The organism is Phycisphaerae bacterium (assembly GCA_035384605.1).
In the GTDB taxonomy this organism is placed as follows: Bacteria; Planctomycetota; Phycisphaerae; order UBA1845; family PWPN01; genus JAUCQB01.
In genome coordinates, this window is the sequence record DAOOIV010000021.1 from 30,394 (window position 1) to 55,785 (window position 25,392).

The 25,392-nt window shown below is 61.0% G+C and carries 21 protein-coding genes; 10 read left to right on the forward strand and 11 right to left on the reverse strand.

Annotated elements, in window-relative coordinates:
- Nucleotides 1-59: 59 nt before the first annotated feature.
- The 4 genes from PLL20_07305 to PLL20_07320 all read right to left on the reverse strand — a co-directional run bounded on the left by PLL20_07305 (nt 60) and on the right by PLL20_07320 (nt 3,982).
- Nucleotides 60-1,142, reverse strand: a complete 1,083-nt coding sequence (locus PLL20_07305; GenBank protein ID HPD29784.1) for an ADP-ribosylglycohydrolase family protein — start codon at nt 1,140-1,142, stop codon at nt 60-62.
- Nucleotides 1,143-1,160: 18 nt separating this feature from the next.
- Entirely contained in the window at nt 1,161-1,712 is a 552-nt protein-coding gene (locus PLL20_07310; GenBank protein HPD29785.1) for an RNA 2'-phosphotransferase, read from the reverse strand.
- On the reverse strand, nt 1,709-2,398 hold the full coding sequence (locus PLL20_07315) for an NUDIX domain-containing protein (protein HPD29786.1): 690 nt from the start codon (nt 2,396-2,398) through the stop codon (nt 1,709-1,711). The genes PLL20_07310 and PLL20_07315 overlap by 4 nt, the downstream gene beginning before the upstream one ends.
- Before the next feature lie 111 nt (nt 2,399-2,509).
- Nucleotides 2,510-3,982, reverse strand: a complete 1,473-nt coding sequence (locus PLL20_07320; GenBank protein ID HPD29787.1) for a nicotinate phosphoribosyltransferase — start codon at nt 3,980-3,982, stop codon at nt 2,510-2,512.
- Between the two features lie 665 nt (nt 3,983-4,647).
- Here PLL20_07320 and PLL20_07325 point away from each other — a divergent pair.
- Nucleotides 4,648-5,745, forward strand: a complete 1,098-nt coding sequence (locus PLL20_07325; protein ID HPD29788.1) for a DegT/DnrJ/EryC1/StrS family aminotransferase — start codon at nt 4,648-4,650, stop codon at nt 5,743-5,745.
- Between the two features lie 20 nt (nt 5,746-5,765).
- On the opposite strand, the gene PLL20_07330 is transcribed toward PLL20_07325, so the two are convergent.
- From PLL20_07330 to PLL20_07355, 6 genes are read right to left on the reverse strand one after another with little or no spacing between them, the layout of a single operon-like run.
- Complete coding sequence (locus PLL20_07330) at nt 5,766-7,796, reverse strand: hypothetical protein (protein ID HPD29789.1); 2,031 nt, start codon at nt 7,794-7,796, stop codon at nt 5,766-5,768.
- A gap of 24 nt (nt 7,797-7,820) precedes the next feature.
- Nucleotides 7,821-9,227 (reverse strand): ABC transporter permease, encoded by a 1,407-nt coding sequence (locus PLL20_07335; GenBank protein ID HPD29790.1) that lies wholly within the window; start codon nt 9,225-9,227, stop codon nt 7,821-7,823.
- A 6-nt stretch (nt 9,228-9,233) separates the two neighbouring features.
- Complete coding sequence (locus tag PLL20_07340) at nt 9,234-10,427, reverse strand: ABC transporter ATP-binding protein (protein HPD29791.1); 1,194 nt, start codon at nt 10,425-10,427, stop codon at nt 9,234-9,236.
- Between the two features lie 40 nt (nt 10,428-10,467).
- A complete protein-coding gene (locus PLL20_07345; GenBank protein HPD29792.1) occupies nt 10,468-11,757 on the reverse strand; it encodes an SPFH domain-containing protein in 1,290 nt (429 codons plus the stop codon).
- Nucleotides 11,758-11,797: 40 nt separating this feature from the next.
- Nucleotides 11,798-12,784: a protease modulator HflC gene (locus PLL20_07350; GenBank protein HPD29793.1), complete on the reverse strand. Its 987-nt coding sequence runs from the start codon at nt 12,782-12,784 to the stop codon at nt 11,798-11,800.
- A gap of 57 nt (nt 12,785-12,841) precedes the next feature.
- Nucleotides 12,842-14,983, reverse strand: coding sequence for an SPFH domain-containing protein (locus PLL20_07355; protein ID HPD29794.1), 2,142 nt, complete (start codon nt 14,981-14,983; stop codon nt 12,842-12,844).
- A gap of 229 nt (nt 14,984-15,212) precedes the next feature.
- Here PLL20_07355 and PLL20_07360 point away from each other — a divergent pair, with 229 nt between their 5' ends.
- From PLL20_07360 to PLL20_07370, 3 genes are all read left to right on the forward strand, one after another.
- Nucleotides 15,213-16,181 (forward strand): hypothetical protein, encoded by a 969-nt coding sequence (locus PLL20_07360; GenBank protein ID HPD29795.1) that lies wholly within the window; start codon nt 15,213-15,215, stop codon nt 16,179-16,181.
- A gap of 26 nt (nt 16,182-16,207) precedes the next feature.
- Entirely contained in the window at nt 16,208-17,044 is an 837-nt protein-coding gene (locus tag PLL20_07365; protein ID HPD29796.1) for a class I SAM-dependent methyltransferase, read from the forward strand.
- Between the two features lie 107 nt (nt 17,045-17,151).
- Nucleotides 17,152-18,507: an amino acid permease gene (locus PLL20_07370; protein ID HPD29797.1), complete on the forward strand. Its 1,356-nt coding sequence runs from the start codon at nt 17,152-17,154 to the stop codon at nt 18,505-18,507.
- An 87-nt stretch (nt 18,508-18,594) separates the two neighbouring features.
- Here PLL20_07370 and PLL20_07375 read toward each other — a convergent pair whose 3' ends face one another.
- Complete coding sequence (locus tag PLL20_07375; GenBank protein HPD29798.1) at nt 18,595-19,368, reverse strand: UvrB/UvrC motif-containing protein; 774 nt, start codon at nt 19,366-19,368, stop codon at nt 18,595-18,597.
- A 316-nt stretch (nt 19,369-19,684) separates the two neighbouring features.
- Between PLL20_07375 and PLL20_07380 the strand changes: the two genes are divergently transcribed.
- The 6 genes from PLL20_07380 to PLL20_07405 all read left to right on the forward strand — a co-directional run bounded on the left by PLL20_07380 (nt 19,685) and on the right by PLL20_07405 (nt 24,673).
- Entirely contained in the window at nt 19,685-20,284 is a 600-nt protein-coding gene (locus tag PLL20_07380) for a thioredoxin family protein (GenBank protein ID HPD29799.1), read from the forward strand.
- Between the two features lie 788 nt (nt 20,285-21,072).
- The gene (locus PLL20_07385) at nt 21,073-21,723 is read left to right on the forward strand and encodes a methyltransferase domain-containing protein (protein ID HPD29800.1); all 651 of its coding nucleotides are present in this window, start codon (nt 21,073-21,075) and stop codon (nt 21,721-21,723) included.
- Nucleotides 21,724-21,835: 112 nt separating this feature from the next.
- The gene (locus PLL20_07390; protein ID HPD29801.1) at nt 21,836-22,249 is read left to right on the forward strand and encodes a hypothetical protein; all 414 of its coding nucleotides are present in this window, start codon (nt 21,836-21,838) and stop codon (nt 22,247-22,249) included.
- 160 nt (nt 22,250-22,409) lie between these two features.
- Entirely contained in the window at nt 22,410-22,730 is a 321-nt protein-coding gene (locus PLL20_07395) for a co-chaperone GroES (GenBank protein ID HPD29802.1), read from the forward strand.
- Nucleotides 22,731-22,755: 25 nt separating this feature from the next.
- Nucleotides 22,756-23,577 carry a BtpA/SgcQ family protein gene (locus tag PLL20_07400; GenBank protein HPD29803.1) on the forward strand — a complete coding sequence of 274 codons (822 nt, stop codon included), beginning with the start codon at nt 22,756-22,758 and terminating at the stop codon, nt 23,575-23,577.
- 4 nt (nt 23,578-23,581) lie between these two features.
- Complete coding sequence (locus PLL20_07405; GenBank protein HPD29804.1) at nt 23,582-24,673, forward strand: LD-carboxypeptidase; 1,092 nt, start codon at nt 23,582-23,584, stop codon at nt 24,671-24,673.
- The last annotated feature ends 719 nt before the right edge of the window (nt 24,674-25,392 follow it).

Sequence of the window (25,392 nt, forward strand, 5' to 3'; positions counted from 1 at the left end):
CTCGTCGGTCAGCCCGGCCGAAGACGTTCCTCTTGCCTCTGCTCTCACCCTTTTACCTGTCAGTACGGCGGCAGGCACCGCCTCAACACATGGGCGAGCACGACGCCGAGAAAGAAGACGTTTCGCAACAGGACGTCCGGCCAGAAAAGCGGCAACTGGCCCTCCATCCCCGCATGGGTCTTCGCCTCAGACAGGTGTTCCCCGAGCGTTCTCATCCACTGCGTTGTTCGAGGCCACTCCGCAAGCCCATCCAGCCATTCCGCGGGAATCGCCTCAACACCCAGCGTCGCACCCATGAGCGCCCCCACAATGGCACCCGTCGTATCCGTATCCCCGCCAAGCAACACCGCCGCCTCCACGGCAGATCGGAAATCGTCGGGCCGCCGCAGCCAGCAATACAATGCCACCGGCACGGTGTGGTTGATGTAGCCGCTCACGCCGTGACGAAGGCCGAGCGCCACGGCGTATTCTGCGGCATCATCTCCTTGCTGAAGATGATCGTTGGCTCGGCTTAGCAAGTGCATCAACGGCGCATCCTTCAGATACTTCTCCGCGTGCGCCAGGAACTCTGCCGGCCGAACACCCTCGCTGCCTCTCATGGCTCCGTAACGTGCCGCCAGGGCCACGGCCAGCGCACCATGCTCGGCCGCCGGGTCGCAGTGGGTGATCACCGTCGACGCGTGTACCAGCCTCAGCAGCAGATCGTCATCATCACCGGCGTAGACTCCCAGGATCGCCGATCTCATGGCAGGTCCGTTGCCCGCGGACCAGACTCCGCTGCGATGAGGCGGGAATCCCAACCACAGCTTGAGAATCGATCGCGCGGTCGCCGAACCCACCCCGGCCGGTAAGCCAAGGAGCCACCATCGCAGCTTCCAGGCCAGCGATCGAGCAAAAGCGTCCGGGTTTCCCTTCGATGCCAGCAGCGCCTGCGCAACCATACAGGTGTGCTCAGTGTCGTCGCTGACCATTCCTCGCCCTATCAGCAAGCGGTGATCGAGAGGGGCAGAGCCGAAGAGTCTCGCCGCCCGCCGGGCGGACAGGCCTTCCCGCGGCAGACCGATGGCATCACCGACGGCCGTCCCGAGGATGCAACCTTGGAAGGCGCCAGAGAAGAGCCTTGAATCGTTGATGCTGACCATCAGAGTTCTCCGAGAGCTTCAGGTCTCCGGCCAAGTCAGGTACTCCGGCGGCACATGATCAGTGAGCCACACGTTGTTGCCGGTTCGGTAAAACACATGGCCATCCTGGTGCATTTTCCGTGCGTCGATCTTCAGAAGGACGGGCTTGCCGTATCTGGACGCGACCTTCAGGGTCATCACTGTCTCGGCCGACAGGTGGACGTGGTGCCGTTTGCCCTTGAGCAGTCCCTTGTCACGAATCGATTCGAGGTTGTGCACGGCCGTGCCGTGATACAAGACCTCGGGTGGCTCGACCGGGACGTATCCGAGATCGACCTTAATCGAGTGCCCCTGCCTCGCGCGGATCATCGCTTGGTCGTCGCTGAACTCAAAGCGCTGCTTGTCATTGGTCAGGACGACCTCCTCCAGTTGCTCCCAGGAAATAGGCCGACCGTGCGCCTCGCACTGAACCAGCAACACATCCACCGACACCCAGCCCGCGCGATCCAGCTCCAGGCCGATCTCGTCAGGCCGGTGCCGCAACACGTAGCTGAGAAACTTGCTCGTTCTCTTCTTTTCTTCGCTATTCATATCTCGAAATTGAACCCCTTCTTCGTCAGCCGGTCATAGTGCTTCTTGTCAAAGCGATACAACCGGGCGGCCCGGTGGGCCACGTCGGTCTCGACTTCGTCGAGTTCGATAAGAATCCCCATGCCCAGGATCTTCTTGCGAAAGTTGCGTTTATCGAGCGGCCGATCGAGCACCTTTTCGTACAGATGCTGCAGTTGCCGTAGCGTGAACTTCGGCGGCAGCAACTCAAAGCCGATCGGCTGGTAGCGCACCTTGCCGCGCAACCGCTGCAAGGCCATTCGCAGGATGCGAGCGTGATCGAACGCCAGCTTAGCGCAGTCTTCGACGGCGAACCAGGCGGCGTTGCGGGCGTCGGTGGCGGCCTGTACGCGATGGTCCCGCAGATTGACCAGCGCGTAGTAGGCCACGGTCACCACTCGCTCGCGCGGGTCGCGGCCCAGGTCGCCAAACGTGTACAGTTGCTCGAGGTACACGTCCGAGAGCCCGGTTTCCTCGCGCAGCTCCCGCTCGGCGGCCTCCTCCAACGTCTCATCCATTCGCACGAAACCGCCGGGTAAGGCCCACTGCCCCTCGAAGGGCGGCAGGTCACGCTGGATGAGCAACACCTTGAGGTCCTCGTCATCCAGGCCGAAGACCACGCAATCAACGGTCAGGCTCGGACGAGGGTACTGGTACGTGTGCGGCATGGGTCGTTCCTTGCTTTTCAGTGTAATCTACACGCTTAGCATAGTGTATATTTCACACTAAGTCAAATAAGAATCCGGTTTCGTTGATTTCTCCCTCAAAGGCTCGCAGGGTCAGACCGGCGCGTTCCTCGCTTGCAGCACGAGCTTCGTCTTAAGGTCGTAAAGCCTCTGCTCCAGGCCCGTCGGGTACTCGTGCGGGTTAAGGAAACGCTTGATGCCCTTGTGGAGTGCGGCCAGTTGCCGCCCGGCCCGCTCGCGAATGTCGCTGATGGCAGGCGACTGATAGATGACTTGCCCCTTGATTACCACCGGAACCAGCAGATCTTCATGTTCCGCATCGGCCGGCATCATTTTGCGCCGCGTCGGATCGACGGGGTCTATCATCACCGGCGGACCGCAAATGCCCAGCCTTTCGTCATATATCATGTCCCCTATGAATTCCTGCCCCATCCGAAACCGCCTGACCTGCTGGATGCCCGGCGCCGTGGTCTTCATAGCCTGTTCGGAGACCTTGACACAGTCCTTCCACGCTCCGCCCCGCCGTCGGATCGCTGAGAGCTTGTAGACGCCGCCCAAGGCCGGCTCGTCATGGGCGGTGATCAGGCGCGTCCCGACGCCCCAGATCGAGATCGCGGCCTCTTGGTCCTTAAGGCTGCGGATCGTTTCCTCATCGAGGTCGTTGCTTGCCACGATGCGGGCGTCCGTGAAGCCTGCCGCATCAAGCATCTTGCGAGCCTCGATGCTCAGGTATGCCAGATCCCCCGAGTCGAGGCGAATGCCGATCATCTTGTGGCCGCTTTCCCGAAGCCGCCGTCCGACCTCGATCGCATGGGCCACGCCTTCAAGCGTGTTGTAGGTATCAACCAGGAATATGCAGTTGTTGGGCATCGCCTTGGCGTAGGCATCGAACGCCTCCAGCTCCCCGTCGAACGACATCACCCAACTGTGGGCATGGGTCCCTCGAACCGGGATGCCGAATAGCTTGCCCGCCAGCACGTTCGAAGTGGCATCGCAACCGCCGATGTAAGCGGCCCGGCTGGCAGCCAGTCCCCCATCCATGCCTTGCGCTCGGCGCAGACCGAATTCCAGCACCGTTCCCCCGCTGGCGGCAAGGCAGATCCGCGACGCCTTGGTGGCGATCAGCGACTGGAAGTTGATGATGTTGAGCAGGTGCGTCTCCAGCAACTGGCATTCAAGCAGCGGACCCTGAACCCGAATCAGCGGCTCTTGCGGAAAGACAACGGTGCCTTCGGGAATGGCGGCGATGTCGCAGCGAAGCCTCAGATCGCCGAGATAATCCAGGAATGCCGGCTCAAACAGCGGTGCATCGTCGTTTCCCCTGAGCCCGGCCAGGTATTCGAGATCCGTGTTGCTGAAACGAAACCCCCGGATCAGGTCGAGCACGTATTCCAGCCCGCAAGTGATCGTATAGCCGCCCCCGAAAGGGTGCTTTCGGAAGAACAGGTGGAAGACGGCCTCGTCCTCGGCCCGACCCAGCTTCCAGTAGCCGTTTGCCATGGTCAACAGGTACAGGTCTGTCAGCAACGTCAAACTCTCCCGGTAGACCCGATCGAGAACTCTCATGTTGGCCTCCTTGCGGGTGTGTTCCGCAAACCAAGTATCCGCTCCTGTAAAGCCGACCATAATCCATGACCTTGGTTCGGGACAGCTTTTCCACGCCAAACTGACGCATTTCCGTCCAGAGAAGCGATGAATCTCGAGCTTCTTGCCTAAACATTGATGGATCAAGACCTTCGGTGAACGTCCTATAACTGAGACGGCACGGCGCCTCCGCAGCCCGGCCATACCAGCAAAAAATGGTGAAAAAAACGCACGATTCTCAGGCCCGGTCCAAGTATCGCAGACCCAACGACTTGTGAAGGACGGGAATCACTCACAACGAGACGCTATGCACAACCCATTATCTGTAATGAAGTTACGGTTTTCATGGTTTCTGATCGTTTCGCCGATGCATTCGTTGACATGGCCGCCGGGACAGCGGTATAGTCGGTCGCACACGCATGGATGAATATCGTGTCGGCGACTCTATCGCGCGTCGTCGGTACGTCAACGGAACAGGGTTTCACCCCAGATATTCGGCTGTCTTAGCCGTGGCGCACTTCCGGGACCGAATACCAATTCGCCCCGGAAGTTTTTTTTGCGCAGTGCGCGCTTGCTGCGCCTCCGGCAAGCAATGTCCCAGAACGTTCAGGTTGTCGCGACCAGGCAAAACGCGGATACTGTGCCGCATGAAAGTACCGTTACTTGATTTGGCTGCACAGTTTCGCACCGTCGAGCCGGAGGTTCGCGCGGGAATCGACCGGGTGCTGAAGACCTGCGGCTTCGTCCTCGGACCCGAGGTCGAGGCTCTTGAGAGCGAAGTGGCTCAGCTCTGCGGCGTGGCCCACGGCATCGGTGTCAGCAACGGTTCGGACGCCATCGTCGCTGCTCTCATGGCTCTCGATGTCGGCGCGGGTGATGAGGTCATCGTGCCGGTGTTTACCTTCTTTGCAACCGCGGCGAGCGTTTCGCGCGTCGGAGCAAGACCGGTCTTCGTGGACATTCTTCCGGATACGTACAACATCGATCCGGATGCCGTCGCCAAGGCCGTTACACCACGAACCAAGGCGATTATTCCTGTTCACCTCTACGGCCAATGCGCCGACATGGACCGCGTCCTCACAGTCGCCGACCGTCACGGAATCCCCGTAATCGAGGATGCCGCGCAGGCCATTGGCGCGACCTATAAGGGCAGGCCCGCGTGCAGTTTTGGAAAAGCGGCCACCCTTTCCTTCTATCCGACGAAAAACCTGTCCGCGATCGGCGAAGCCGGGATGGTGCTGACCAATGACGACAAGCTGGCCGCAACGCTGCGAGTCGTGCGCCACCAGGGACAGACTTCCGAGTATGAACACGGGCGGCTGGGGGCCAATTTCCGTATGAGCGCCATTCAGGCGGTTGCCCTGCGGGCGAAGTTGCCGCACTTGGCCGCCTGGAATGACCGTCGGTGCCGGCACGCCGCCCGATACGATGCCGCCCTGGCCGGCAATTGCGTCGTCACGCCGCACAGGGACCCCAACTGCGGGCACATCTATCACCAATATACCATCCGCTCCCCGAATCGTGACGCGTTACGAGCCAGGCTGACGGAGGCCGGCATCGGGGCCAAAATCTTCTATCCGATCCCGCTCCATCTCCAGCCGGTCTACCGCAATCTGGGCTACCGCGTGGGTGACTTCCCCGTCGCCGAAAAGGCCGCAAAGGAAGTTCTCTCACTGCCGGTGTTCCCAGAAATGACCGCCCAGCAGCAGGACTACGTTATCGAGACAATTCGGCAGGCCAGGTGAACGCTTCCGTGCAAGCGGACTCATCCCCCTTTGCTGGCGCCTGCCGGGGCCTTGTCCAGGTCCTCCTGAAGGACCGGAGCGGGATTCTCCTTCAGCCACTGCTCGATGCCGGAGGGCTCAGGGAACGCCAGCTTCATGTCAATTCCTTCTTCCGCGCATTCCTCGCCCAGGGCTTTGAGCAGGCCGGGCATGTCAAAGTGGTAGCAGTACTTGCGGACCAGGTCATTCTCTTCCGTCATTCCCTCGTATCGCCACACGAACGAGCGAACGTAAAGCGGGATCGTTGCGTCGGCCACGAAGCGGAACAAGGCCCCGGCCCGTATCGACTCGAATCTCGGCAGACGCAGACGATTCATCTCGCTGCTGACGGCATCTTCCTGGTATCGCTGGTAGATGGCGGCCGCGCGACGTACGGCCGCTCCGAATTCGTCGCTGCTGCCGCCGGCCAGCGCGAGGTAACCTCTCCGAAGCAGGTTGCCGATGAGTGCGATCGCCGAAGGCTGCGTGTCGATGATCTCGCCGATCCGGTTGTTCATGAACTCGTCCACCGTCTTGAAATAGATCTCCTTGGGCTGGTTGGTGTTCGGGTCGGGGTAGTGCTTGGCCAGGTAATCCAGATAATGACGAGCTTCGTCGTTCCGGCCGGCGAAGTAGAAATTCATCACCGCTTCCTCGAGGAAATTCACGTGCCCGTCTCGCAACATCTCGCAGGTGCGGTTCTCGACGTTTTCGTCCGGCTCGGCGTATTTCTTCCCCAGCTCAATGTACTTGTTGTGCATCGCCTCCACGAAGTGCAGGTCGGGACCCGTTTCCAGGAACGACCTGAACGGCTCGTCCGGATTGTTCCGGAAGATGTATCGCCCCATCCGCGCCAGGTTCTGCAGGCCGTAGAGCATCACCCGATCCGTGTTCAGACGGTCGATTTCCTGGACGTTATGAACCTCTTCGCCCTTCTTCATGCCGTACATCGACCAATAGATGGCGTGCGTCCACGGGGTGCGCCAGTCGAGCGGAATAGGCTTGGCCGTTCCCAGCTTCTCGGTCATCGACAGCATGAATGCCGGATCCATCTTGTACTGTTCGCGCAGTACCTTCGCCCGCAGCCACGCCAGCAGGGCGTCGAAGTCCTCACCGGCCGAAGCGGCAAAAAACTCGTTCAGCCGGCGTTGCGGCTCGCTCGTCTGGGCCGGCTGGGCCCGAAGCCCGGTCATGTCCTTCTCATGAAGAAACCGGGCGTACGGCTCGAAGAAAAGCTTCTCCAACGGATGAAACACCTTGTCGTTTGTCGTCGTACTCCGCACGTCGACGCCAAGGTCGCCCAACGCTTTCACAAGCTCGGCCACCTTCGGTCGTTTGGCCATGACTTCTTCCAGTTGTACCGGCGCCTCGGCCACCGGCCGGAACCAGTCGAGTATCTTCTCGTCACTCACCCCCACCGGCGGCGGACCGAGCAGGTTTTCCATCGTCGCCGCCCATCTTCGCTTGTAGAAATTGTGGAACTCGTCGATCCGGTCTCCGAGCTTGTGGAAGATGATCCAGGTGAGCTCCCGGTACAACGCAATGACCCGGTCATTGTTCGGGATGCCCTCGTCGCGCAGCAGTCGAATACCGTTGTACACCCACTGCCAGCGTTCCTGGGGCGTGTGCGTCGCTACGGAGATGTTGTACGACATGTTCCAGGCCTGGAAGATCCATACCTGCGCGAAACGCGGCTGCAACGTGCAGATCCACCGGGCCAACTGCTGTGACTCGTAGTACTTGCCCTCCTGCTTCAGCTCTTCGGCACGATACCAGAAATAGTGGACCGCGAGGCCGCGAAGCGGTCCGCCGAAAGCGCTGATCCATCCGTATTCCGGCGGCAGCTCCTTGTAGATGTCCGAGTGCATGACCAGTTGGAGGTCCTCTCGCCGCCGGTTGATCGGATCCTGCAGCAAGCCGGCCAGGACGACGCAGACAAGCGCGCCGAGCAGCGCCGCCGACTGGATCAAAGTGGCGGATTGCTGTGCCTCGGCACGCTCGATCACATATTGACCACGATCGCCCTTGCCCACTGACAAATCTCTCCTTCAGACCGCCTAGGCGGTCACGCGAGCCAGCTCCCGCCTGGTCAACACCACGCACCCGATGATGATCAGCACCGCTCCCTGGACCAGCAGCAACAGGACAAGAGCCTGCAGCACCCAGAATGCTGGCACATACCGCCCTCCCACGATGTTGCTCACCGCGTCGTAATGCGTGAAATCGGGCACCAGGTTGACGAAGGCCCGGCCGATCAGACGCATCGGCGGACCAAAGATCCACATCGGGTCTTCCCGCGTTCCCTGAGGGATCGTCCATTCAAAAGCGTCGGCCAGCCACTTTTTCATCGAGGCCGCCGCGAGCACCAGAAACGAGGCCATGCAGGCCACGGGGAACGACAGAAAGCTCGACATCATCAGTCCCAACGCCGCCAGAAACGCCAGCCGCGACCAGGTGATCATGATCGCCCGCAAGGTGTTCCAGTGAAACGTCCCGAGCGGATAGAGCAATTCGAAACAATCGTCACCCTCGAAGGTGATCGAGTCCTTATCGCTCAGATTGAAGATCTGGACGTACAACGTGTTCCGGCTGTTGACCGCGAACGTGGGAATCGGGATGTCGTGAAACCGTTCCACCACGAAGTCGGCGGTCACCTCGCGGGTCAGGGTCTGCGGTTCCCGTGGATCACCGCACGCGATCACGGCTTGCAGAACGGCGTCTTCCGTGCCGCCCGGATGGCGGGGCTTGATGTGCAGGAACACGTAGTCCTGTTCCAGGGCGTCGGCGTGCCTCCGCCTGTCAACCGCGATCTCGGAAAGACGGAACTCGAACAGGTGCCATTGTCTTGGCCGCAGCGTTCTCCATCCGCTCTTGGCTTCCTCGATGAGCCGCGCGATAAGGGCCTTCTCTTCTTCTGGAGAGAGCTTCTCGATGGCCCCTGCTTCCCGCAATTGACGAAGCCGTTCCTGGGCGAGCTGATTCCAATTCGGCTGATGAAGCCTGAAGTTGTGCCGGACCTCCAGCACCTCCTTCTGCACGGCTTCCGCGTCGCCGGGAACGGTCGCAGGTCGATTCTTGATGTACCACGTCGAGGCCAACGCCGCAGCAAAGGTCACCAGCAGCATCACCCCGTTCAGGGTCACCACGCCCACCCATTTGCCCACGAACAACTGCCATCGCGGGATCGGCTTGCTCACCACCAAAAACAGATACTTCCCGCTGATCTCGTTCGACAGCGTTCCACAGGATAAAAAGACGGTCAGCAGACTGAGCAGCGCGCCGACCGAGCCCAGCGAATAAGCAAGGTAGTTCTGAAGCCGGCTCTTGATCGTCAGCCCGTCGCCCGTCACCGTGAACGGCAGGGTCAGCAGGATGATCAGAATGATCGCGATAAACAACAGCGCGACCTTGGTCCGGATGCTTTCGGCGATCATGTGGCGGGCGACGGCCCAGATGCGCGACATGCCGGGTCACTCCTTGGACGGACCGGTCTTGCGGTCGGCGCGATTCATCAGGCTGTCAATCACGCTTTCGTCGATCTGGGGAACGGGGGCGGACGGCTCGTTCTCGACCGGCGAGGTTGCCTCGGCAACGGCGGACGACGAGGAGATCAGCTCTTTCAACACCTCGGTTGCTGCCGATTCACCGGGTTCGGCCGCGGGCTGGGCGGCGGGCTCGACCCGCTCCGGTTTGGAGGCGGCGGCGACCAGCGACTCGACCACCGCTTCGCCGACCGGCGATTCCGTCAGAAACTCGGCGATGCGGCCGCCCACCGTGGCACCGGATGTCGTCTGGCGAAGCTGCTGGGCCTGCCGGACAATCCGCAGGAAGAACGTCTCCAGCCTGTCGGACGGCGTCGACACGCTGATGACCTGCCGGCCTTCCTCACGCTCGATGATACGGCGAATGCGGTCGACGCTGTCCGGGTTGAGCTTCTCCGTGGTGATCTGCGTCAGGTTCTCTTGGCTCAACAGCTCCCGGATCGGCCCAAGAGCCTGCAACCGCCCCCCGTAAAGCACCGCCACTCGCTGGCACACGTCCTCGACGTCCGCCAGAAGGTGACTGCACAGCAGAATGGTCTTGCGTTTCTCGCGATTCAGGAAGACGATCAGATCCTTGATCTCGCGAGTGCCCACCGGATCCAGCCCCGACGTCGGTTCATCCAGAATCAATAAATCGGGGTCGTTGATCAGGGCTTGGGCCAGGCCGATACGCCGGGCCATGCCCTTCGAATACTCGCCTACCCGCCGCCGGGCCTCGCGACCCAGACCCGTCATTTCAAGAAGCTGCTCCACACGCCGGCGCCGCTCCTGACGCGGAATCCGGAACAGACGCCCGTAGTAGTCCAGCGTCTCGCGGGCATCGAGAAACTGGTATAGGTACGACTCCTCCGGCAGAAAACCGATCCGCGACTTGACCTCCACGTCGGTCGGCGCACGGCCGAGAACCTGAATCCGCCCTCGCGTGGGATACAGCAGCCCCAACAGCATCTTGATCGTGGTCGTCTTGCCCGATCCGTTGGGGCCCAGCAAGCCGAAGACCTCGTCCTTGTGGATGTCGAGATCCAGCTTGTCCACCGCCACCACGCGCTGCCGGTGCCAGAAGTCCTTGAAGACCTTGGTCAACCCGGCGGTTTGAATCACGGATAGATCGTTGCTGGACATAGATGGTCCGCTCAATGGTTGTGGTTTCTGCCTCGCGGGCTCATTTGCCTGCGCCGACTCCCGTTCTCTGGCGAGTTGCGGCCTCCTGTGCTTTCTTGAATTCCACCGGGTCCGGGTTGAGCCACACATCCAGTTGCTTGTTCTCGCCGCCCGGCAGCATCCATTTGACCGCGCCAGGCTGGGCAAACAGGTCCTTGAGTCCTTCCACCAACAACCGCTGGCGAAGCAATTCGGGGTTCTTCCGGTGTTCCTCCAGCAAGGCCAGGAAGGCCTTCTGCCGGGCCAGCGTCGACAACACGATCTGCTCTCGCTGTTGCCGGGCTTCTTGGATGCGCTTGCCGGCCTTGCCCGAAGCCTGAGCCGTCAGCAGCGTCTCGATTCGGCCGAGGACCTCGCTCCGCTCCTGGTCGGTCGCTTTCTGGTCAAGCTCCTGGATCGCGTTCCACAAATCCTCCCAGACTCTCCCCGCCGCCTCGTTCAGGATCTTCTGCCGCTCGCCATAGGCCGACTGGATCGCCTGCTGTTTGGTGTTCATCGCATTGGTGACGGCGTCGACCGACGGCTGAACCTGCAAAGGATACCAGGACTGAACGACGTCCACCTTGTCGAGCGTGATGCCGGCACCCAGATGATCAAGCATCTCCTGCGCCCGGATCTTGACGCCCGAGACCATGGTGCTGGGATCTTTCGAGATGACCTCGGCCGTGGTCCGAGCGGCGCTGGCTACGCAGGCGTTCTTGAGCACCGCTCTCAGAAGGTCCTTCTCGCCGGTCCGATCGTTACCCTGAAGAACAACGTTCCTGACGTATTGCTGGGCGTCGGTGATGCGATACTGGGCCTGGGTCAACAGATGCATGATACCCCGATCACCCGTGAGCAGGGCCCCGTCCACCCCAGGGTCTAGCCCGTCGCCGCGCGCCATCAACTCGCTCAACGGTTTCCCCTTGTCGGCATCGCTGATCTGCAGCCAGAACGCGTCCAGCGTCAACGTGTCCATCGAAACGGGAACCTCGATGAGCTCGTCGATCGGATAAGGCATCGCCCAGTGGATGCCGTCTCCGTAAGTGTTGATCTGTTCGCCGAACCGGAGCTGAACGACCACTTCTTTGTCCCGATCGACGATGAACAGACCGCTCAACACGTAGAGGAAAACCGCTCCAATCATCACCGCTTTCAGAACTCGAAAGCTGAGCTTCAGCGCGTCGACCAGCGCCTGGTTCGCGGCATCGAACGCTTCGGCGGGGGCCGCACCGGCCGGCTCCTCCGAAGATGAGTAGTCATGCCCGTGATCGGGATCGATGTGTTCGTGATGAGGATGGTCCTGAGCCACTGTTGTCACTCCGTGCCGGGCCGCCAGGCCCTGCGAGTCCTCACTTCGGTTCAACGATGGCCGGCTCGGGCATACGCCCCGCAGGCCGCGTTGCGGCCGCCGGCTTGCCCTGCAGACTGGCTTCCTTCAGCAGGTCAAAGGGCGGATGACCGTCGAAAACCACCGTCGAGCGGTCCTTCAGTATCTTTCCCAGATAGTCCATTTGCAGCAGGAACACCGCCAGATCCTCGTCCTTTCTGAAGGTCTCGTTGTAGGCCGCCGCCCGTGCTTTGCCCTCGGCGATGATCTGCTCGGCCTGCCGATCGGCGAAAGCCAGGATCGTGCCGGCGATGCTCTCCGCCTCGGCCTTGATGCGATTGGCCTCCGATTCGCCCTCGCTGGTGTAGCGGGCCGCCTCCGCCTCGCGCTCCTTCTTCATCGCGTTGAAGACGTCCGTGGTAATCTGCTTGGGAAGCGCTAGCCCCTCGATCCCGACGTATCGAACCTCGATGCCGAAAAGCTCGCTCGCCGTCGGCGCCGTCTCCTGAATCGCCCTGAAAATCTCCCGCTCGATGTCGTCATACTTCAGTTCGTCCGGATTGGTTGAGACGAAATGGGCGAAATCGTATCTCGCGATGACCGTTTTCTGATCGTTGCGGACCCGAACCTGCAGTTTCCGTTCGGCATCCTTCATGTCCTGATTGCGGATGCTGAAAACGTAGGGATCGGCGATCGACCAGCCGACGGCCGTTGTCACGACCACGTTCTTGCGGTCCCGGGTTGGGGTCTCCTCGCCGATCGTCTCCGTCAACTGGATTCGGTTGTCGAAAATGGAAACCTGCTGGATCGGCCAGGGCCATTTGAATTTCAGGCCGGGCTTGGTCTTCACGTCGGGCGACTCGCCCGTAACCGGGTCAGGCGCCTGGATCTTGCCGAAGGTCCTCACCACGGCCACCTCGTTGAAACGCACCTGGTAGGTAACCATGTGAAAAACGAGGATGAGAACGATCGCAACCGCCGCAACGATGGATGGCACACTGCGCTTCATGAGTCATGTCTCTCCGATACTCGTGATTCGGGTTCTCTGTCCCCCTGTCCGATCCGATCAATCCGACTTCTTCTGGATGGCCACGTCGATCGGGATGTCCCGTGCGTCCTGGAGGTTCAAATGGAAGGTTCGCAGCGAACCCTGGGCCTCAGATGCGGCCAGAACGTATTTCCGGATGCCGGCGGTGGCCTCGGCCAGCATCTCGAGGTACTTACGCATGCGGTATACCTTCGGGGCCGCATTTCGGGTCGCCATCTCGTGAACAAAGCCGATCGCCTGCCCGGCCGACTGGTTCTCGATCCGCCACCGAACGGCCCGGGCCTCGGCCATTCTGTTGGCCGCGAGCCCGCCCACGGGGCGGATGCCCCGTTTCGCGTCGCCGAAGAACATACGCTGAACTCGGTCGCGGGCTTCCTGAAGCTCGTCCCCAGACGCCTTGCCGCTGGCTTCCAGCTCATTGAGCCGGCGGATGGCGTCGTTGAGGTTTTCGGCGCGGGTGACGTCGCCTGCGACTTCAGCCAGTCGCTTGTCGCGATCCGCTTTGGCACTGCGAATCGAGGCCGTCCGCTTCGACTCGGCCCCGATAACCGCCTGGAAGGACTCGGCCGTCTCCGACGGCGGGTGCACTCCCTGCAGACCGAGGAAAACGATGTCGACACCCAGGCTCTCCTGATCCGCCGTCTTCTGAATCTCCTCCCGCAGGCTTCGTTCAACCGCCCCACGCGACGTGCCCATCAAGGCGGTGACCTCCACGCTGGCGCATTGCCGCATAATCTCCCGGTTCGCGATGGCCGTCAGCATCGCCCGAGGCCCCTTGTCGTCCGGTCCGCCGTATCGCCGCAGCCAGTCATAGGGGTCTCGGATCCTGTAGAGGATGGTGGCCGAGACCCGCAGTTGACTCACCGGGACGGCCTGGGCCCGCCGCTCCTGGGCCTCGGCCGGCTCCGTCGTCACGCGGCCGTCGGTCTTCTCGATGTACTCCGCCAGTTTGGGCGTGGCCACGAGCACGTTGAGGTGCGGCTCCCAGGCGTGCTTGTTCGTCCAGAGGAATAGCTCTTTCTTTCCGTCCTTGTCCGTGCCTTCGTCGAGGATGCCGATTTTCAACTCATGCACCTGCGCGGTGGCGACCTTGTAGGCTTTCTCGATCGGCCAAGGCCACTTGATCCGCAGGCCGCCCCCCAGCACGTCCCGTTTGACCCCAAAACGCTCGATCACCACCTCCTCGTCGGCACCCACGAATACCAGGCAGGACGCCGCAAACATCATCAGGATCGCGAATCCGATCAACGGCACCACTGAACGCTGCAACAGCTTGTAAAACCAGGTCGACGAAACCTCGAAACCGAACTGGTAGTTGATCGCATCGGCAATCGAGCGGGCGATGCCGCCGGGTTCGGTGAACAGGCCCAGCAGCCGGCTGTCGAAGGCCGGCCGCGGCTCTTCATCCGGTGCCCTGGGCCGATAGAAGTCAAGCACCAGGTTCAGGAGCGTCTCCGCCGCCAGCACGAACAGCAGAATGCGCAGAATGTAGGCCACCACCCGCTCGAAAACGGGCGTCGCCCCCATGTAAAGCGCACCCATGGCGGCACTGACAAGCACCGATGCCAGCGTGACGCCCATCAGCCAGGTGGCGCCCGCGTGCAGGATCTGCCACTCGCGGTAGCGAGCCATGCCGGTCGCGTATCGCGAAAACAGGAAACTCACGAAAGCCGCCCCAAGCGTCATGAAGAACAACAGCGGGATCTTGTCCTTGCCGACGGCCGTCCAATTCTCGGAGGAGAACGAGTCACCGATCGACCATCTCCATCCCACAAGACCGGCCACAACCAGCAGCACAATCACCAGGATCGAAAAGCTCGGCAGCATCCACCGATACATCCACTGCAGTCGCCGGCGAGCCAGAAGAAGCTCTTCGTCCGCGACGTCGAAGATGGCATCGGTGCCGCCTGCCGCCGCTCGTTCCCGCCGAAGCTGCTCCGTCTCGAACTTCTCTTCCTGAACCAGGACGCGCTGCTGGCAGACCATGACAAGGAACAGCCATATCGCGTTCCCGATGGCCGACAGCAGCATGAGGGCTCGCAGTCCCTCCGTCTTCCCCCACGACCACAAGACCGCGAAGAAGACCGACAGCAGGATCTGAAAAGCCAGACCGGCGAGTGCTACAGTACGGGCTCTACGTTCAGGCCTTTGCGTTGTCATGATGCTCTGTTTCTCTGGTGAGTCGCCATCTCCAATGGCGCCTCATGTGGTTGGCTCTACGCACATCTTTGCCAGCTCAATTCGGAAATCCGCCGAGCAGTGGACGGCCGAGCCGCGTACTCTACAATATGCGGGTCGGCCTGCCAAGTTTGGGCCCGGCCGCCTTGGAGCGTTTCGTCCGTTGCGATCGATAAAGTGTAACCTCTGTTCTTGCTGATAGTTGGGCGCCATGTTCACCAAGTTCTTGGGTATTGCTACCAACAGTCTCACAGAAACCGTAAGACAGCCAATCTACGGAATCCTCCTCCTTGCGAGCACCTTCGTGTTGGTGCTCAACCTCGGTTTGGCCGGCTACACCTTCGATGACGACAACAAGCTCCTGAAAGACCTTAGCCTTTCTACGATGCTTGTGTGCGGTTTGTTTTTGGCGGCCTTCAGTGCCGCAGGGGTTTTGTCGCGCGAAATCGAAAACAAGACGGTCCTGACCGTCGTCAGTAAGCCGGTCGGCCGTCCCGTGTTCATTCTGGGCAAGTTCGCCGGCTTGTCCGGGGCCCTGGCTATAGCCTACTATCTCAACGGCATCGTCTTCCTGTTGACCATGCGGCACAAGGTAATGTCCCGCAGCTCTGACCACTTCGATGTGCCCGTGATCGTGTTCGGATGCGCTGCCTTCTTTACCACACTGCTGATCGCCGCTCTCTGTAACTACTTGTATGACATGCAGTTCTCGTCGACATCGGTAACTATCTCAATCCCGTTGATGACCTTGGCTCTGGTCTTGGTGTGTCTGATCGGTCCTACGTGGGAAATACAGCAATTCGGCAAAGACTTCATCGACGGTCAAATCATCGGGGCCGTTGCCCTGGTCTTTGCCATGGTCATGATCGCCACGGCCGTGGCGGTGGCAGTCTCGACTCGCCTCGGCCAAGTGGCCACGCTGGCGATCTGCACACTGGTCCTGATGATCGGTTTGGCCTCCGACTATCTGTTTGGGCAACTTCGCGATACCAGCCTCCTGGCCCGATTTGCCTATTGGCTCTCGCCCAACTTGGCGTTTCTCTGGGTGGCAGATGCCTTGACCCAGAACAACCGTATCACCGCGCCATACGTGGGCATGGCATTTGGCTACGCGATGCTGATCGTTCTGGCCTGGCTTCTGATTGCCGTCGCCCTGTTCCAGAAGCGAGAGGTCGGCTGACGGTCTTCTGACATGGGGTAACCCACATGCCGCCGGCCTGCATGGTCTGCTCTCATCAGGGATTCGAGCCTTTCCTGGACATTCTGCTCAAGTGCCCGGTCTGTGGGTTTGTGACTGCCCGTCTCGAAAACCCCATCGATGCCCGACAGATCTACCAGGGCGCCTATTTCACCGGCCAGGAATACCTCGATTACCTCGGCGATGAGGCCCTTCTGAAGCGAAACTTCCGCCGACGCCTCAAGCACATCCGCAAACGCTGTCCCGGCGGGCGCCTGCTTGAGATCGGGTCGGCTTACGGCTTTTTCCTCGACCTTGCCCGGGCACATTTCCAGACGGTAGGTTTCGAGATCAATTGGGAGGCGGCCCGCCACGCCCGGGAGGTGCTGGGTCTCGACGTGCGAACGGATGATTTCCTGCTGGCCGATGAGCACACCATCGGCGGCAAGGTCGATGTCACCGTGATGTGGGACGTTATCGAGCATCTCGAACGTCCTGATCGCTTCCTCGCCCGCGTCGCCGAGCTGTCCAGGTCCGGAGCAATCCTGTGTCTCACTACCGGCGACGTCGGCAGCGTCTTGGCCCGCTGGCGCGGCCGCAAGTGGCGGATGATTCACCCGCCATCGCACCTGCACTACTTCGATCGCAACACCATTACCCGTCTGTTAGGCAATCACGGGTTCGAGGTCATCGACATCCGGGCGATCGGTGTGGCCCGCAGTCTTCGCCAGATTCTCTACTCGCTGCTGGTTCTCGGTCTCCGCTTGCCGGTCGCGTACCGCGTCTTGGAAAGTGTCATCCCGGCCGCATGGGGCGTCACCCTCAATACCTTCGACATCATGCAGGTCACCGCGTCGCGCCGCTGAGAAGAGATCGACGCGCCGGCCCCGATCGCCACACCACCGCTGCGCAAACGCCGGGGGCTGGTGTTTCGTCCCAAAGTCGCGATGATGACGCCCGGACGGAGTGACCCATGGACGTTCGTGAAGAGCAGATGCCTCGCGGTTTCGGGTTGGCCACCACCACTTTCGTGGTCATCGCCAGCATGGTCGGAACGGGAATCCTCGTTTCACCAGGCTACATGATGGCCTCGCTCGGCAATCACACGGTCATCTTCGGTCTCTGGATCCTGGGCGGCCTCCTCGCGCTGTGCGGTGCGTTGTGCGTGGCCGAACTTGCTGCTGCGATGCCTCGCGCGGGCGGTGAGTACGTGTACCTGCGCGAGGCCTACGGTCCAATGCCGGCATTTTTATCCGGTTGGACCTCGTTCTTCCTTGGTTTCTCGGCTCCGCTCGCGGTCGCGGCCCACGTGGCCTCCAAGTATCTTTTGCAGGCCTCCGGGATGGTCGCGGCCGGGTCGGCCGCGTCGTTGCCCACGAAGGTCCTGGCGACTGCGATCATCATCCTGGTTACCGCCCCCAATCTCCTGGGCCATCGCCAGTCAGCCTGGGTGCAGAACCTCACCACCGTCGTCAAGCTGGGCGTCTTTGTCGCCGCGGTTGCCGCCGGGTTCATTTGCGGAGAAGCGACTTTCCAGCAGATCGCCGGCAATCGATCCCCGGCGAATGTCGGGCTCGGCACCGCCGCATCGCAGTTGTTCTACGTGATGTTCGCTTACAGCGGGTGGAACGCCGCAAGCTACCTCGCCGGCGAGGTGAAAAACCCCGCTGGGATGCTACCTCGTTCCCTGTTGCTCGGAACCGCGGCGGTGACCGCACTGTATCTGGCGATGATGCTGTTCTTTGCGGCCTCGGTCCCGCTGGTAAAGGTCGGTTTTCATAACGCAGAGAAGGTTCCATGGATGGCCGTCGAACAATCGCTCGGCCGACGTGCCGCGGGCGCGTTCTCGGCCGTGGTTGGGTTGACCTTCCTGGCCACGGTGAACGCCTTCATCGTGACCGGACCGCGCGTCTATTTTGCGATGGCCTGCGACGGGCTCTTCCCGTCAATCGCCGGGCGAATCAGCCCACGAGGGCGGGTCCCGGTCAATGCCACGCTGGCCCAAAGCGCCTGTGCGATCGCGATTCTCTTTCTGACCGATTTTGAGAGCCTCTATCAGTACGCTGCCGTCGGACTCTCGCTGTTCGCCCTGCTCTTCATCGCCGCAGTGTATGTGTTGCGCATCCGCCGTCCCCAAATGCCCCGCCCGTTTCGGGTCCCAGGATATCCTGTCGTGCCGGCCTTTTTCATGACCGCCACCCTCTTCACGGCCGTTTTCGCGTTCAAGGAATGGCCGATGCCGTCGCTGCTGAGCCTCGGCAGCATCCTCGCTGGCGTGCCGGTGTACTATGCGTGGCGAAAACTCCGCCGTCGGACCGCCAAAACGTGACCGATCACTTGGAGAAGGCTTGACACGACGAACCCGATTAATGGCCGTCGCCCCAGGACCCCCCGACGCTCGACCGCGCACACCCGCTTACGACTGCCCGCCGTGTTGCTTCAGCAAGGCCTCGAGACTGTCGCGGAGCTGGGCGGCGTCCTCAAATCGCTCTTCCGCCACAGCGTCGGCAAGCTCTTGCTTGAGCTTGCGAATCGGGTCCACGGGCAACTGCTTGCGGACCTCACGCCGCAACGCCTTGAGAATCACGACCTCGGGACTGTGGTTGAACGACTTGGAAGTTCCGTATTTTTTGAAGAAATCGCGAATGCTGACCAATCCCCGCTCCACGTGCGCCAGAGCGGTAAGATACTGCCCGTTGCCGATGGCGCCCAACGCCTTGGCCCGCGTGTTCATCATGATGATGTACGGCCTGTGTGCCTCCAGGGCCATCCGGTCGCTTTCCTGCTCGCCATACTTGCAGCACAGGTCCAGAACGTCCAGGTTCCGCTGGGTGTCCCGGACGACCATGTCGTAGTCTTCCATTGCGAAACTGGCCAGGTACCGATGGTAGTATTGAAGGCTCTCGTCGCGGATCGCCAGACATTCATCGGGCGACAGGCTGAAACCCAAGTCCGTGCCGTTGCGCCGCTTGTGAGACTCAAGCCGGGCCAAATGGTATTCCAGCAGGGATTCGTAATTGAAAGGCCGTTGCCCGTCGGGCCGGCCTTCCGTCTCCATCTGGAGCACCCCCAGATCCACGCGCATCTGGATCTTCACTCGGTTATCCAGCCCGCGGATCTTGCGGACCTTGATCTGGCCCGATTCAAAGGGCCAATCCTGAATGATCGGGCGCAGATCCTTCGATGGCATCCTCGGCTCCATGCTTTGCTGGCGGCTTGGGCTTCGGGGGTATTCGCAACCCGCCTCGAGCTCCACCATATATCTTACGCGTTGGGGTATTTAGACTCCATATCAAGCGACGCAAAACCAGGCCGGTTGCCTCCCCACCGGCAGAGGACTAAACTCCCCTTCGAGCCGTCCCTTGCATCATGGCCGAGGACCATCGGTGCTTTCCGGGCAGCGGCTTGGGCAAATATGGCATTGACTTGGGCACTGTGCTTATTGAAGCAGCAGTAATAGCATGCAGTCAGGTGGTTTCGGACCTGTCAATAAGGGAGGAACGGACATGAAAGGAAAATGGATGGCGCTGACACTGGCAGCCTTGGGCGCGGGCGTCTGTCTCTATGGCTATTCCTTAGCCGCAGAACCGGGCAAAGCTGCCGAACCCGGCCAGAAGGCCCCCGATTTTGCCCTTAAGGACGTGTATGGCAAGGAATTCAAGCTTGCCGACTTCAAGGGCAGGATTGTCGTTTTGGAGTGGATCAACAAGGGTTGTCCGATCAGCCGCGCTGCCCACGACAAGCAGCAGATGCAGAAGACCTATAAGAAGTACGCTGCCAAGGACGTGGTCTGGCTCGGGATCGACTCGACTGAAGGAACCAAGCCCGACGAGAACCGGGTCTACGCCGCCGAACAGAGCTTGGCTTATCCGATTCTTCACGACGTCGATGCGAAGGTCGCCAACGCCTATGGGGCCAAACGGACTCCACATATGTTCGTGATCGATAAAGAGGGAAAGCTCGTCTACGCCGGAGCTATCGATGACAAGGGCGACAACAACTACGTCGCGGCTGCCATCGAGGACCTGCTCGCCGGTAAGCCGGTCGCCAAGCCCAAAACCGATGCCTACGGCTGCGGAATCAAGAACTCCAAACTGGCTTCGTGATACGCCGGAGCGATCCTCTGGGCCCAGGTACCCCCTTTGGCCCCCCACCTTGCGGGCAGCGCAATACACGCTCCTGACCTGGCCATGATAGAAGGCCCAAAGACACAATCGCTGTGACGCCGACCAACCAAGACAAGATTGGATTTGCATGCCAGCCAAGCTGGCAGCCCGATAATACCGTTTCCGCTTGCCTGCAAGCTTCCTTTTGTGTACCGACAAGCTCTCTTCGGTCATAGTTGGGCACTGTGATTTTCTGCCGGCGAGCAAGCAGATTGGGTTTGTGTTAGGTTTTGTAAGTACTGGAATTCCAAATAGTTTAGAGTCTTCTTTTGACCCGGACACCTGCGCGCCGTATAATCTTCAACGAGGCGTAACCCTAGCTTACGGGAGAGAGAACAGCGACGATCGGCGACGGCTGGTCGTCGCCTTTTTTTCAGGTCTCGGCGGGTGGCGGGGAACTTGCAACGCCCACGGCACAGATCCCGCTGGTCCAGCGAGACCATCGTTGGGCGCTCGACCGATCAACTGCCCCCCAGTGCTCACTTGCCGCGTCTTCGCCTCAGGGACCAAAGGCAAACTCGACGCATGCGTCTGGTCGCCGGGCGCAGTTCACGTGAAGCAAGGCCCGGCCGTAAGGCTCAACTTGCGGCCCGCCGATAGCGGCGTTACTCTCTTCCGTCATGACGGGCGTGGATTTTGCGCATGTTTCGGGATCGTAGTGCGCTTTGGCTGCGGCCCGCAAAAGGGCGGTCCGCCTTGGATTGAGCAACGACACGAGGTAAGGCCCGATGGAAGAGCGCACCACTCGTAAGATCTACAACGTATGGTCTTACTTTTATGATCTTTTCTGGCCGTCGATCGTGCATCGCCGCACGACACGGGCTATTGAGCGCATGTGCATCCAGCCGGGAGACCGAGTGTTAGATATCGGCGTGGGAACCGGTCTGGCCTTGGCTTCCTACCCGAAACACGCCAGGGTGGTGGGGATCGATCTCAGCGAAGGCATGCTGCGCAGAGCCCGCAAGCGAATTGAAGAGCACCGCATGTCGTGGGTCAGCCTGACTCTGGGAAATGCCCTGCAACTGCCCTTCGAGGACGGCGTGTTCGATCATGTACTGCTGAGCCATGTCGTGACCGTGGTAAGCGATCCGGTGAAGCTCATCGAGGAGACTCGGCGGGTAAGCAAGCCGGGCGGGCAGGTGGTCATCATCAACCACTTCCGATCGAGCAACCGGGTGTTCGGCACCATCGAAAAATGGCTGTGTCCGCTCTGTCAGCACCTTGGTTGGCGAAGCGACCTGTGCTTGCAGGAACTGGCCCAGGCGACGGGGCTCGAAGTCGACTTCCGCTACAAACTGGACAACATGGATCTGTTCCAGACCGTTTTTATCACCAACCGGCCCGCCTTACGGCCGGAACGACAATCTACTGCCGCGTGAGATGCTCCACCCATCAGGGATAATGGTGAACATGCATACCAGTTTCCGCAAACGGTTGTGTCTGTCCGATCGGCCTTGCCGGGGAATCCCGTTGCTTTGCTTGGCGGCTCTGATGCCTGCTACCGGTTGTCAACAAGGATACCGCTGGGATCTCGGCGATGTCGTGAAAGCCGAGCAGCGGGCCCGCGATGAGGGCAAGATCCTCTTCGTTTTCTATCAACTCTGGACGGACCCGACCTCCAACCGGATGAAGGGCCGCGAATTGCTTTCCGACCCCGAGGTGGAGGCTGAATTCAGGGACACCATCAACGTCCTGGTTGACCGCGATTTCGGATCGATGTACGTGGGCTCCCTGCGCAAATATCAGGTGACTACCTATCCCGCTTTCATTCTCGTTTCGCCCGACGGAAAGTACCGGGCGCTGACGGGTGCGATTCCCCGAAGCCAATTCCTTGCGTGGGTCCGCGATTTCAAGTCTCGGACACGCCAACCTGCTTCCCCGGCCGTCAAGCCGGGCGGAAAGTAACAGCCTTTTCTCGACCTGCCATGTCGTCGTGGTTGTTTGTCGCCTTGCCGGAGTTGGCGCCGGCCGCATCTCCTCTATAATTGACTTGGTTTCCTGTGATGGCTATCGCTGAAGCTTTCGTGGTCAAGTATCTTGCCCTCCGGCAAGAGGAGACGGCGTAATGCGTGAAATCCGACCCCAAAAGACCAGACTCGAGACCGTCGAACCGCTCGGCAAGCGAGTCCTCGTCCGCAAGGACGAAGACCGCAAGAAAACCAAAGGCGGAATCGCCCTGCCCGACAACATCGAGATTCCCACGATCACCGGGCGCGTGGTAACGGTCTCGCAGATGCTTTCCAATGACAACGATTTTCCGGTCCGACAGTATGACCGGGTGCTGTTTAACCCGAAAAACTCCATTCCCGTGGATTTCGAGCCCGGCAACCAGCTATACGTCGTACCGGTTGACGATATCGTGGCGGTATTTCGAGACCGCCGTTGAGACAGTCCACCTCCGAGTCTGATTCATGGACGGGCCCATCAGACGTCTGCCGGACCAGGCGATTATCGGCATGGTCCATCTTGCTCCATTGCCCGGAAGTCCCGCCGGCCGGCAGCCTTTGAGCAAGGTGGTCCAGGCGGCGTGCCACGATGCCCGGCTTCTGGCCGACGCCGGCTTCGACGCCCTGATCATTGAGAACTTCGGTGATGCCCCCTTCCGGCCGACCACCGTTGATCCCCACACTGTCGCCTTCATGACCGTGGCTGTGCGAGCGGTGATGGCCGCGGTCTCCATCCCGGTGGGGGTCAACGTTCTCCGGAACGATGCGATTGCCGCAGTGGCCATCGCCGGCGTCTGCGGAGCGGCGTTCGTCCGTGTCAACGTGCACACGGGCGCCTACGCCACCGACCAGGGGCTCATGGAGGGGCGCGCCGACGAGACGCTTCGATACCGGCGTCGTCTTACCGGCGACGCACAAGGCAATCAGACCGCCGCGATGCCCGCGATTCTTGCCGATGTCCACGTGAAACACGCTATGCCGCTGGCGGCCGCGCCGATCGCGCAGACTGCCGAAGAAGCCGCGTACCGGGGCCGAGCCGACGGACTGATCGTCAGCGGCGCGGCCACCGGAAAGCCGACCGACCTGGCCGACCTCAAGGCTGTTCGAGAGGCGGTTCCGGATCGGCCGGTCTACGTGGGCAGCGGCGTCACGCCCGATACCGTGGCCGAATGGCTCGCCGTCGCCAACGGCGTAATCGTCGGTACGGCGATCAAGCGGGACGGCCTGACCACCGCCCCCGTCGACGCGGCGCGTGCTGCGGCTTTGGTTAAGGCGGCAAGGAGGTGAAATTATGGCAGCCAAACCTCGCATTCACCTGACCGCTGTTGCCAGCTACGCCACCCAGGGCATGCAGTTGCTCGGCATCCGAAACGTCGGTGAACTGATTGCCTTGGCATCAAGCAGACTCAACGGCCGTTACGCCGTCACGGCCGGCGGGCCGATGATCTTCGCCAAGCAGGACGAGATGCACGGCGGGCGATTCGACGATGCCGCTCGAGCCCGCGAGATCGAAACCATCCTGGCGGACGACGATGTCGCTGCGCTCGTCACCGTGCGCGGCGGGTCATGGTTCACGCGAATCCTCCAGAAGATCGATTTCGACGTGCTCAAGCGACGCCGCACCACGATCCACGTCTTCGGGTTCAGCGAAATGACCAGTCTGGTCCTCATTGCAGGAAGGTATCCGAAGGTGTTTGCACTGCACGATCTTGGGCCGTTGTTCCTGTTCGACGGGGTGCGCCGTTTCATGACCAAACGGGCCGATGCGTACCTCCAAGCCGCGGAAATGCCCGTCGATGCCGCCCATTGCGCGGGTTTTGGCGCCGGCTGGGCCGCAGCCAAGTTCCGGGGAATGTTCGCCGATTTTATCGCCGAGGTGGCGGCCATCCTTGACGGGCACGGCTCACCGCGTGTGCCCTCAGGACGTTTGCTGGAGGGCAAGTTGCCGGCCGCCAAGCCCATCACCATCGTCGGCGGCAACATCAGCGTGATCATGCCCCTGATCGGCTCACGCTACGCCGAATTCATCGATCCCACCGGCAAGTGGCTCGCCCTTGAAGAGATTAACGAATCGGTTGGGGCCGTCGACCGCATGCTCGCAGGCCTCAAACTGTCCGGTCTGTTGGACAAGGCCGAGGGAATTATCCTCGGCAACTTCCGCGACGGCGACGCCAACCTGACGCAGGCAGTCTTCGAGGCGCTCAAGCGTCACCAGCGAACCTCACGTAACCAACCGGTCATCGAACTGACCAACTTCGGACACGTCTACCCGATCGCCCCCCTCCCGATGCACCGCCAAGTCATCCTCCGTTGCCGCCGCGCGGCCCGCGGCCAGACCCAGGTGAGCATCGAGACTCCGTGGGACAAGTGGGGGAGAGAGTAACAACCCGTGCCGGGCGCCATCCCCACGGCCATGCGTAGGCATGGAGGGTAGGGCCGACGCCCCCGTCGGCCCATCTCTGCATCCAGCGTAGGCTGAGTTCGAGCGTCTGTAGGGCCGACGCCCCCGTCGGCCCATCCTTGCCCCCAGGCAAGCGTATTCCCGCACGGCAGGTCGCCGGACCCGCCACCAACCATTGAGATGTCACCACGGTAGGGCATGCTCTGCGCGCCATTTTGACCGCTCATGTCCGACCAAACCTCCAAACCGCTCGGCCCGGAATCCTTTCCGGGCCGCACCCCCTGCGGAATCCTTTCCGCATTCGGCGTCCATGGCAGCACGCTAGGGCGTGCCGGGTGCCATGCCCACGGCTTTGCGTGGGCATGCGGGGGGTAGGGCCGACGCCCCCGTCGGCCCATCTCCGCATCCGGCGTAGGCTGAGTTCGAGTGTCTGTAGGGCCGACGCCCCCGTCGCTGTAGGGCCGACGCCCCCGTCGGCCCATCTCCGCTCGGCCCGGAATCCTTTCCGGGCCGCACCCCCTGCGGAATCCTTTCCACATTCGGCATTCATGACGATGCCAACCCTCCACCTGCAGGTAGGGCAGGTCGGCCGGGGGGTATCGGGGTCAACTCTTGACTCTTGACATATTGTGCTAGGGGGGTATCGGGGGGGGTATCGGGGTCAACTCTTGACTCTTGACATATTGTGCTATATGGAACTA